Raw genomic sequence first — 9772 nt, 5'->3', positions numbered from 1 at the left:
TCCATGGCTGTCGTGCATGCTCACCCCCGTCGCCCCGCGCCCAACGGGTTCAGCCTGGTGGAATTGATGGTGGTGATCTTCATCCTGGGCCTGCTGACTACGGTCGTGCTGATCAACGTGATGCCCAGCCAGGATCGCGCCATGGCGGTGAAGGCGCAAAGCGATATCGCCACGCTGGAGCAGGCGCTGGAGATGTTCCGGCTGGACCAGGGCAGCTATCCCAGCCAGGCGCAGGGGCTGGCTGCGCTGCGTGAGGCGCCGCCCGATCTTGCCGTGCCGGAAACCTGGCGCAAGGGGGGCTATATCCAGCGCTTGCCCAATGACCCCTGGGGCCGGCCCTATCTCTATCGTGTGCCTGGCCGCGATGGCGCGCCGTTTGCGCTTATGTCGCTGGGTGCCGATGGGCAGCCCGGCGGCAGTGGCGCCAATGCCGATATCGTGGCGCAGGGGCAGGGCGGCTGAGGTGCCGGATCACGGCCTGATCCTGTTGCTGGCCGAAACCGGCGGGCCGCCGGTTGCCACATGGTGCGTGGTCGGTGGGCGTATCGATGCCTTGCCGCCTGGGCAAGACCTGGCGGGCTGGCGCGGCCGCATCACCGCGCTGGTGCCCGCCGCGCAGGCACCCGTGCTGGCTCTGGCGGCGCAGGAAACCGCTACCGCTGACCAGGCCTTGGCCGTGGCGCGGTTGGCGGCGCAGGATCATGCCCTAGCACCCGGCAGCACGGTGGTGGCGGGCCGGGACGATGGGCAGATCGTGGCCACGCTGGTTGCGCCGCAGGCCCTTGCCGCCTGGCAGGCGCAGGTTGTGGCGTTGACTGGCCGCGATGCCGATGCATTGCTGCCAGCCGGATTGCTGCTGCCGCCGCCGCCAGCGGGCACCGTCCACCGTGCCAGCCTGGGGCGCGGAATGGTGCTGGCGCGTACCGACCAGGCGGCGTTTGTTGCCGAAGCGCCGCTGTGGCAGGCGCTCGTGCCCGATGGCGCCCAGGTGGTGGATTGGGCAGAGGGTGACCTTGGCCCGCGCCTGCTGCAAGCACATGCAGCGCCCTGGCTCGACATGCAGGGTGGCGCGGCGGGGCACGCCCCCTGCCCGGTACGCCGGCTGGCGCGCCTGGCAGTGCTCGTCAGCGTGCTGGCGCTGGCCGTGCCCGTGGCGCAGATCGTGCGCTGGCGCGTGGAGGCGGCGCGGATCGCGGCGGCCAGTGTGGCACAAGTGCGTGCGCGCTTTCCCGCCGTCACCGATCTGGCCAGCGCAGAACAGGCGGTCAATGCGGCGCGCCTGCGGGCGCAGGCCGGAGCCGATGGCTGGGCGCCGCCCACTGCTGCGTTGTGGCAGGCGCTCCGGGCAGCGCCGGGGGTGCGCCTCGCCGGCCTGCAGCACACGGCGCAGGGTAGCTTGCGGTTCACCCTCGCGGCGCGGGAGATCGCGCCGGTCGATGCGGTGCTGCTGGCCTTGCAGCGCGATGGCTGGCGCCTGGCCCAGCCACCGGCACCGGTGCGCGATGGCGCCGGCATTGTCGCCACTATCACGATGCGGGCACCATGATGGCGCGGGTGCAGGCGTGGCTCGCCACACTGACCGCGCGCGAACGCGGCATGGTCAGCCTGGCGGTTGGCCTGGCCATGGCTCTCGCCCTGGCGCAGGGCGTGCTGGTACCGCTGGCCCAGGCCTGGCAGACGGCCCGCGCGCAGCATCAGGCAGCCGCGCAACGTAGCGCGCACCTGCTGCGCCGGCTTGCCGATCTGGACGACGGCGCAGGCGCGCCAACCAAGATCGATCCTGGCCGCCTGGTGGCATTGGTGGGGCAGGGTGGGGTCAGCCTCGCCCCGGCAGTGGCGCAGGGGGCATCGGTGCGGCTGGTCGGTCAGGGATCGAGCAGTGCGGTGCTCGCCTGGCTGGAATCCCTGCGCGGGCAGGGCCTGATCGTGCAGCAGGTCACGCTTGCGCCATTGCCCGAAGGCGGCGTGAGCGTGGACGTACGCGTGATAGTAGCGCCCTAGGCGGCGCGGTCTTCCTTGCTGCGGGTATAGCCCACTTGCGGCACGTCGAGGTGGAAGGGGTGCAGCGGCTTGCCGAGGTTGCGTTCCATCGCCGGCACGATGCGGTTGCGGGCCTGCGCGGCGATGGCCTTGCGGCCAGGGCAATCGCGCGGGTCGAACGGATCGAGGAAGTGGATGTCGAGCCGGAAAGAACCGCGCCGCGCCAGGATGCGCAAGGCATTGGCGATGCCGCCCTCGGTGCCGATCCAGCCGATCCATTCCGCCACGGCGCCGTAATCGAGCACGACCGGCTGCACCAGCACGCCCGGTGGCGGCGGCTCCAGCACGCGCAGCATCGATGTCTTGAACGGCAGCAGCGACTGACCGTCGGTGGTGGTGCCTTCGGGAAAGACGGTGATGGCCCAGTTGTCGGCCAATGCCTCGCGCAGGCGGTTGATCTGGTCGGCCACGCCCAGCCGATCTTCGCGGCTGACGAAGACCGTGCGGTTGAGCCGGGACAGCCAGCCCACCACCGGCGCCTGGCCGATTTCAGACTTGGACACAAAGGCCGTGCCGCTGGCGCCGCCAAGGGCCAGAATATCCACCCACGACAGGTGGTTGCTGATGTAGAACACGTCGCGGCGCAGCGGCGTGCCGTGAACCCGCACGCGCGCGCCACACAGGCGTGCCGCCAGATAAAGGAACACGCGCGGCAGCGGCGAGCCATAGTGCACCGTGCGCCACACATAGTGCAGCGGCACGCAGATCAGCAGCGCGAGCAGAATGCCCACCGCGCGCCAGAACACGCGGAACTTGCCCAGCAGGCTGATCGGGGCATCGCGCTCTGGGCCGACGCTGCGCTGGCGGACCATGGTGCTGCTCAGCTTTCCCGGCCGAGCTTGACGCCGTAGAGTTCCATGCGGTGATCGACCAGGCGATAGCCCAGCTTTTCCGCAATCTGGCGCTGCAACTGTTCGAGTTCGGGATCGACGAATTCGATCACTCGCCCGGTTTCCACGTCGATCAGGTGATCATGGTGCGCCTCGGGCGTGGCTTCATAGCGGGCGCGGCCATCGCCGAAATCGTGGCGATCGAGGATGCCGGCCTCCTCGAACAGGCGCACGGTGCGATAGACCGTGGCGATCGAGATGCGCGGGTCGCGCGCGGCGGCGCGTTCGTGCAACTTTTCCACGTCGGGGTGGTCGCTGCTTTCCGACAGCACTTGCGCAATCACGCGGCGCTGGTCGGTAATCCGCAGGCCGCGTTCGGCGCAAAGGGCTTCGAGATCGATCACTCGGTGCACGCTGTTCTCGTCATTCTGGAAAGGTCAGTGCCCAATATAGGCGAATTGGCGTGGCTTGTTAACCGGCCAGACGCGGCGAAACCCCACGGGGAGGCTACGGCGCTGTGGATGACCGGGCCAAGGCCCACGGCATCACGCCGATCGGGCATGCAAAGGCCCGGCAAGCATAGCGCCTGCCGGGCCGAATATGCAGGTGCGGCGCGCCGGGATTGCTCCCTGTGCGCCAGCGCGCCTGATCAGGCCGATGCGGCAGCCTTGCCGCGACCGCGCTTGGCGGGGGCAGCGGCGGGCTTGCGGCCCAGGCCGATCTTCTTGGCCAGTTCACGGCGCTTTTCGGCATAGGCCGGGGCGACCATCGGATAGTCGGCCGGCAGGTTCCAGCGTGCGCGATACTGTTCGGGCGTCATGTTGTAGCGGGTGGCAAGATGGCGCTTGAGCATCTTGAGCTTCTTGCCGTCTTCCAGGCAAACGATGTGGTCATTCTTGACCGAAGCGCGGATCGATACTGCCGGTTCGGGCGCGGGTTCAGCGACCGGTTCAGACGGCTTGAGCCCGGCGAGCGCCGAATAGACATTGGAAATGAGCACCGGAAGATCACCCACCGCAACGCTGTTGTTGCTCACGTGGGCGGCCACGATGTCCGACGTCAGCGTGATCAGGGTTTCACGCATATCGTTTTCGATATCACTCATTGCGATCCGGCTTTCGTTCTATGTTGCTGTGCGACACGTTTTTAGACGACATCCCGCTTTGTCGGGAGCGTCGGTTGTCTATACGCTTTTATATTCGATAAACAACCGCGGGAAGATGCGGTATTCGATAAAATGACCGAAATTTCATAAACAGCTGATTTGCCGGAATTTCAAATCACAGTTTAAGTTCCTGGCTAATTGCCGCAATCCTTTCGCCAGTGGTGCTGCGATAGTAACCGGGCCTAATTCCAATGGGTTGGAATCCGTGTTTGCGGTAGAGGTTCCCGGCAGGATTGCCTTCGCGCATCTCCAGAAACAACCGGCCCATGCCAAAACTGCGCGCCTGGGCGATGAATCGTGCCAGCAGCGAGTCGCCCAGACCCTGCCGCCGATATTGCGGTGCAACAGCGAAGAGCAGCAGTTCTTCTTCGTCGAATATACTGCGCGACAAGAAGAACCCGGCAGTCGAGGCGAGGTCTTGGGGATGCTCGCCGCCATCGGCACCGATCAGGCCATAGCGGGTGCGCCCGATCAGCAGCGCGTCGCCCACCTGGCGGCGGTTCCAGGCTTCGCCATAGTCGGGCGGAAAGGCCGTGGTCATCACGGCCATGATGCGGTCGAGATCCTCGATCTGATCCATCACGCCGGCAAGGCGCCGCCCGGCAGCCGGGCGTCCGGCGCGCGGCCATAGGCAGGCGCGGCGCCATCGGTAAGGGCTGATGAATCGAGCAGATGGGCGCTGCGGGCATCGGGCCACAGCGGGCAGACCTGCACGGGGGCGTGCCCATCTGGCCGCGCGGCGGCGCAGGCAGCGGCCTGGCTGCCGGCCACCAGCGGCGCGGTCAGTCGCGCCAGCGCCAGGTCGGGTGACAGCGAGGCAAGCGGCGCGGTGGGCCGGCCGGCCGCATCGAACGGGCGGAAGAACCATTCCCCGTGGCCGCCGGTCATCACCACGTCGACCGGTTGCGGCGCCGGCCCGCCCTGCTGCGCGCGCGCCATGGCTGCCACCAGTTCCAGGCTCTGATAGCCCAGCACATGGGCATTCCAGGCAAGCGCCAGGGCACGCGCCGCGGCCAGCCCCACGCGAATGCCGGTAAAGCTACCTGGCCCGCTGTCGACCAGGATCGTGGCGGCGCGCCCCTTGTCGGGCAGCGCGGCAATCATCGGCACCAGCCGTTCGGCATGGCCACGGCCGAGCATCAGGCATTCGCCCGCGATCAGCGCGTCGTCTTCGTAGAGGGCGACCGAACAGCTTTCCGTGGCGCTATCGATCACCAGGCGGCGGCGGGAAAAAGGGGCAGCCTGGGGCACGACGAGTCCCGTTCCGATCAGGCCGCGCGCACTTCGGTCACTTCGGGCACATAGTGCTTGAGCAGGCTTTCGATGCCGTGCTTGAGCGTGGCGGTCGACGAAGGACATCCCGAGCAGGCGCCCTGCATCTTGAGATAGACCACGCCTTCGCGAAAGCCCCTGTAGATAATGTCGCCGCCATCGTTGGCCACGGCTGGGCGCACGCGGGTTTCGATCAGGTCCTTGATCTGGTCGACGATATCGGCGTCGGCCGGATCATCGCCGAAATCCTCATCCTCGTCGGGCACCATGATCCCTGCCGCGCTGCCAGCGGCAAAGAGCGGCGCCTGCGACACGAAATGATCGAGCAGGATCGCCAGCACCTGCGGCTTGGCATCAGCCCACTGCGCGCCCGGCGCAATGGTCACCGCCACGAATTCCTGGCCGAACAGAACCTCGGTCACGTCGCCAAGCGAAAACAGCGCCTGCGCCAGCGGCGAGACCTCTGCCTCTTCGGGCGAGGTGAACGACCGCGTGCCGCTGGTCATGACCCGTTCGCCCGGCAGGAACTTGAGCGTGGCCGGATTCGGCGTGGTTTCGGTTTCGATGAACATGATTGTTGCATTTAGGACTGGGGGGGCAGGGGTCAAGGGGCGAGAAGGGCCGGCAGGCCGTGATCGGCCATGTATTTCGCTGGAATGGGCCTGCCTGGCTGCTATGAACCGGGCCATGATGACTGCTCCTTCGCGCGCTGCGCGCTTCGCCATGCTTGTTTCGTCTGCCGTGCTCGCCGCCTCGGCCCTGGCCGCGCCGGTTGTTGCCGCCCCGGTCAAGCGGGCGGCACCGGCCGCTCGCCCGGCTGCCGCCGCTGCGGCGCTGTCCACCGCCATCCTGCCGGTGCCGCTGATGCCGGTGGTGCCGGCCGGCCAGCGCCAGTGCAGCGCCAAGACCGCTTCGGGCCTGGGCACGCTGACGCTCAAGCCGTCGGCCGATGCCGCCCATCCGGCCAAGGGTGACTATGTGCTGGTCAACTATATCGGCTACCTTGCCGCCGATGGCCGCGTGTTCGACCAGAACACCGCCGCTGCCTTTCCGGTCGAAGGGGTGATCCCCGGCTTTTCCGAAGGCCTGCAACTGATGGCCAAGGGCAGCACCTGGCGGTTCTGCGTGCCGGCCACGCTGGGCTATGGCGCGCAAGGGGCGGGCGAGACCATCCCGGCCAATGCCGATCTCGTATTCCAGGTGGAACTGGTCGATTACAAGACCGCCGCCGACGTCGAAAAGATGCGCGCCGCTGCCGCCGCTGCAGGCCAGCCGGGCGCCGATGGGCAGCCTGCCACGCCGGCCCCCGCCACCACGCCCAAGCCGTAATGGCGTAATTAAGCGATATGAACGTGGTGAAGGGCCGGTCTATTCACTGGCCCTTCACAAACCCCCTCCCTATAGATGGGAAATGCGATCGAACACCTGGCGCTCGCGGCGCTTCGCTTTTCTCGTTCTTTCCCTGCTCGCCACCACGGCGCCCGCCGGCATTCCGGCAGCGGCGCAGGCCAGAGCCGCCCCGGCGGCGACGGCCGTGGACAACACGGCGCAGAACTGGCTCTACGTCGGCAGCGACGTGCCGCAGGACAAGGAATGGATCTTTGGCCGCCTGCCCAATGGCTTGCGCTATGCCGTGCGCCACAATGGCGTGCCGCCCGATCAGGTTTCGGTGCGCGTGCTGGTCGATGCCGGATCGTTTTATGAAACCGATGCCCAGCAGGGCTTTGCCCACCTGATCGAACACCTCACGTTCCGCGATTCCAAGTATCTCAAGTCGGGTGAGGCGATCCCCACCTGGCAGCGCCTGGGCGCCACGTTCGGCAGCGATACCAATGCCGAAACCAGCGGCACCCAAACCGTTTACAAGCTCGACCTGCCCGATGCCACGCCGGCCAAGCTGGATGAAACCTTCAAGCTGCTGTCGGGCATGATCGCCGCACCGATCTTCACGCCGCAGGGGGTGAAAACCGAAGTGCCGATCGTGCTGGCCGAAATGCGCGAGCGCTCCGGCCCGCAGACCCGCGTGATGGACGCCACGCGCGAGTTGTTCTTTGCCGGCCAGCCGGCCGCCACGCGCTCGCCGATCGGCAAGGTCGAAACGCTGCAGGCGGCCACGCCCGAGAGCATCAAGGCCTTCCACGACAAGTGGTATCGCCCCGACAACACGATTATCGTGGTGGCCGGTGATGCCGATCCCCAGGCGATGCTGGCGCAGATCACCAAGTGGTTCGGCCCGTGGACCGGCAATGGCCCCAAGCCCGCACCGGTCGATTTCGGCAAGCCGGTGGCGCCCAAGGGGGCCAATCCCGCCAATCCCGTCGATGGTGCCCGCGTGCTGGTCGAACCCAGCGTGCCGATGCAGTTCAACTATGCCGTGGTGCGGCCGTGGAAGCGCCATGCCGATACCATCGCCTATAACCAGGGGCTGATGATCGACCGCTTGGCCATGGCGCTGATCAACCGCCGCCTGGCCGTCCGCGCGCGCGCCGGTGGCAGTTTCCTGTCGGCCTCGATCGATCAGCAGAACTATGCCCGTTCGGCCGATACCACGCTGGTTTCGGTCACGCCGCTGGGTGATGACTGGAAGGCCGCCGTGGCCGATGTGCGTTCGGTGATCGACGATGCGCTGGCCTCGCCGCCCTCGCAGGCCGATATCGATCGCGAGGTGGCCGAGTTCGACCTGTCGTTCAAGGTGCCGGTGGAAACCCAGCGTACCCAGGCCGGATCGGACCTGGCCGACGATATCACCCAGGCGGTCGATATCCGCGAGACGGTGGCCAACCCCGAGACGGTCTATACCATCTTCAAGAAGTCAGTGCCGCTGTTCACCCCGCAGGCCGTGCTGGCGCATACCCGCGCGCTGTTCAAGGGCACGGTCGTGCGCGGCATGCTGACCACGCCGCGCGATATCGGCGCGACGGCGGCCGATGTGCGCGCCGCGCTGATTGCCAAGCCGGTGCCAACCGGCAGCGTCCGCCTGCCGACCGACAAGCTGACCTTTGCCCAGTTGCCGCCGATCGGCACGCCGGGCACCGTCGCCCAGGCGCAGCCCACCGGCGTGCTCGGGATCGAGCGGCTGACCCTGTCGAACGGGGTCAAGGCGCTGCTCTGGGCCAATGATGCCGAACCGGGGCGGATCATCATCCGCATCCGCTTTGGCGGTGGCCTGGCCGCGATCGCGCCCAAGGATGCGGTCTATGCTTCACTTGGTGACATGGCGCTGATGGAAACCGGCTTTGGCAAGGTGGACCGCAACGCGCTGGACGAGCTGGCCACGGGCCGCAAGTTCAACCTCAACTTCAAGCTCGACGATACCGTGTTCGAGTTTTCGGCCGATACCCGCCCGTCCGATCTCAAGGACCAGCTCTACCTCTTCGCCGCCAAGCTGGCCGCGCCGCGCTGGGATACCAACCCGATCCTGCGCGCGGTGGCAGCGGCCAAGCTGCAATATGCCGCCAGTGGCTCTTCGCCCCAGGCAGTGTTGCAGCGGGACATGGGCTGGCTGCTCAAGGACAAGGACCCGCGCTACAAGGTGCCCGATCCGGCCGCGCTCGACACTGTGACGCCTGCCGATTTCCGCCGCGTGTGGGAACCCCTGCTGGCGCAGGGCCCGATCGAGGTGGACATGTTCGGCGATTTCACGCGGCAGCAGGCGCTCGATGCGCTCAACGCCACGTTCGGTGCGCTGCCGGCCCGCACTGCGGCCAACCCGCCGCCGCTCGATCCGCATTTGCCCGCGCACAATGAAACCCCGGTGGTGCTGACCCACACGGGCGATCCGAATACGGCAGCAGCCATGGTGGCCTGGCCCACCGGCGGCGGGCGCACCGGCGTGCACGAATCGCGCCAGCTCGAAATCCTGGCGCAGATCGTCAACAACCGCCTGTTCGACGAGATGCGCGAAAAGATCGGCGCGTCCTATGCCCCGCAGGTTGAATCGGTCTGGCCGATGGATCTGCCCTCGGGCGGTTATCTCGGCGCGACAGTGCAACTGCGGCCGCAGGATCTCCCCGCGTTCTTTACCGCGACGGACAAGATCGCCGCCGATCTGGTGGCCGCGCCGCCCACGCCCGATGAAATCGAGCGCGTGACCGAGCCGCTCAAGCAGCTGATCACCCGCGCCAGCACCGGCAACGCCTTCTATATGTCGCTGCTGGAAGGCGGAGCGCAGGAGCCGGGCAAGTTCGACGATATCCGCTCGATCCTGGTCGATTACAGCAAGACCACGCCCCAGGCGATGCAGGCGCTCGCCGCCCGCTATCTCCAGCACGATCGCTCGTGGCGCGTCGAAGTGGTCCCCGAAGCTAAGAAATAACGTGCAGGATCCTCCCTCCGCAAAGCGGGGGGAGGTGGCGGCCGCAGGCCGCCGGAGGGGGTGTTTTTCTTCCCCCCACGCAACAAAATGTCGATCACACTATGCGAAAGGCTTTCTTTGCAATCCTGCGCGCGTGCGCCTATGTCCGCC

General features: G+C 67.0%; 11 protein-coding genes. 5 read left to right on the top strand and 6 right to left on the bottom strand.

Going from position 1 to position 9772, the window contains the following annotated elements; all coding sequences use genetic code 11:
• Positions 1-12 precede the first annotated feature (12 nt).
• From gspG to gspM, 3 genes are read left to right on the top strand one after another with little or no spacing between them, the layout of a single operon-like run.
• Positions 13-462: a type II secretion system major pseudopilin GspG gene (gene gspG, locus IP65_RS02945; RefSeq protein WP_369801213.1), complete on the top strand. Its 450-nt coding sequence runs from the start codon at positions 13-15 to the stop codon at positions 460-462.
• Position 463: 1 nt separating this feature from the next.
• Entirely contained in the window at positions 464-1546 is a 1083-nt protein-coding gene (locus IP65_RS02940; RefSeq protein WP_054130685.1) for a hypothetical protein, read from the top strand.
• Positions 1543-2001: a type II secretion system protein GspM gene (gene gspM / locus IP65_RS02935; RefSeq protein WP_054130684.1), complete on the top strand. Its 459-nt coding sequence runs from the start codon at positions 1543-1545 to the stop codon at positions 1999-2001. The genes IP65_RS02940 and gspM overlap by 4 nt, the downstream gene beginning before the upstream one ends.
• Here the strand turns inward: gspM and IP65_RS02930 are convergent.
• The 6 genes from IP65_RS02930 to IP65_RS02905 form a co-directional block, all read right to left on the bottom strand.
• Positions 1998-2852 carry a 1-acyl-sn-glycerol-3-phosphate acyltransferase gene (locus IP65_RS02930; RefSeq protein WP_054130683.1) on the bottom strand — a complete coding sequence of 285 codons (855 nt, stop codon included), beginning with the start codon at positions 2850-2852 and terminating at the stop codon, positions 1998-2000. The two genes, gspM and IP65_RS02930, sit on opposite strands and share 4 nt — an antisense overlap.
• A gap of 8 nt (positions 2853-2860) precedes the next feature.
• Positions 2861-3283 (bottom strand): Fur family transcriptional regulator, encoded by a 423-nt coding sequence (locus IP65_RS02925; protein WP_022674705.1) that lies wholly within the window; start codon positions 3281-3283, stop codon positions 2861-2863.
• A 236-nt stretch (positions 3284-3519) separates the two neighbouring features.
• On the bottom strand, positions 3520-3975 hold the full coding sequence (locus tag IP65_RS02920; protein WP_022674704.1) for a MucR family transcriptional regulator: 456 nt from the start codon (positions 3973-3975) through the stop codon (positions 3520-3522).
• A gap of 175 nt (positions 3976-4150) precedes the next feature.
• Positions 4151-4615 (bottom strand): GNAT family N-acetyltransferase, encoded by a 465-nt coding sequence (locus IP65_RS02915; protein WP_231627524.1) that lies wholly within the window; start codon positions 4613-4615, stop codon positions 4151-4153.
• Entirely contained in the window at positions 4615-5286 is a 672-nt protein-coding gene (gene tsaB, locus IP65_RS02910; protein WP_054130681.1) for a tRNA (adenosine(37)-N6)-threonylcarbamoyltransferase complex dimerization subunit type 1 TsaB, read from the bottom strand. The genes IP65_RS02915 and tsaB overlap by 1 nt, the downstream gene beginning before the upstream one ends.
• A 17-nt stretch (positions 5287-5303) precedes the next feature.
• Complete coding sequence (locus IP65_RS02905) at positions 5304-5879, bottom strand: NifU family protein (protein ID WP_022677436.1); 576 nt, start codon at positions 5877-5879, stop codon at positions 5304-5306.
• Positions 5880-5994: 115 nt separating this feature from the next.
• Between IP65_RS02905 and IP65_RS02900 the strand changes: the two genes are divergently transcribed.
• Together IP65_RS02900 and IP65_RS02895 are read left to right on the top strand one after the other, a co-directional pair.
• Entirely contained in the window at positions 5995-6636 is a 642-nt protein-coding gene (locus IP65_RS02900) for an FKBP-type peptidyl-prolyl cis-trans isomerase (protein ID WP_167542900.1), read from the top strand.
• A gap of 82 nt (positions 6637-6718) precedes the next feature.
• A complete protein-coding gene (locus IP65_RS02895) occupies positions 6719-9622 on the top strand; it encodes a pitrilysin family protein (protein WP_054130679.1) in 2904 nt (967 codons plus the stop codon).
• Positions 9623-9772: the final 150 nt, after the last annotated feature.

The organism is Novosphingobium sp. AAP1 (assembly GCF_001295765.1).
In the GTDB taxonomy this organism is placed as follows: Bacteria; Pseudomonadota; Alphaproteobacteria; order Sphingomonadales; family Sphingomonadaceae; genus Novosphingobium; species Novosphingobium capsulatum.
The sequence above is the reverse complement of the archived record's forward strand: the minus strand, read 5'-3'. Positions and strand labels throughout refer to the sequence as shown.

Excerpts from the sequence above, each read along its gene's own strand:
- gspM (WP_054130684.1), top strand. The coding sequence starts at position 1,543 with ATGATGGCGCGGGTGCAGGCGTGGCTCGCCACACTGACCGCGCGCGAA.
- IP65_RS02930 (WP_054130683.1), bottom strand. The coding sequence starts at position 2,852 with ATGGTCCGCCAGCGCAGCGTCGGCCCAGAGCGCGATGCCCCGATCAGC.
- IP65_RS02920 (WP_022674704.1), bottom strand. The coding sequence starts at position 3,975 with ATGAGTGATATCGAAAACGATATGCGTGAAACCCTGATCACGCTGACG.
- IP65_RS02915 (WP_231627524.1), bottom strand. The coding sequence starts at position 4,615 with ATGGATCAGATCGAGGATCTCGACCGCATCATGGCCGTGATGACCACG.
- IP65_RS02905 (WP_022677436.1), bottom strand. The coding sequence starts at position 5,879 with ATGTTCATCGAAACCGAAACCACGCCGAATCCGGCCACGCTCAAGTTC.
- IP65_RS02900 (WP_167542900.1), top strand. The coding sequence starts at position 5,995 with ATGATGACTGCTCCTTCGCGCGCTGCGCGCTTCGCCATGCTTGTTTCG.
- IP65_RS02895 (WP_054130679.1), top strand. The coding sequence starts at position 6,719 with ATGCGATCGAACACCTGGCGCTCGCGGCGCTTCGCTTTTCTCGTTCTT.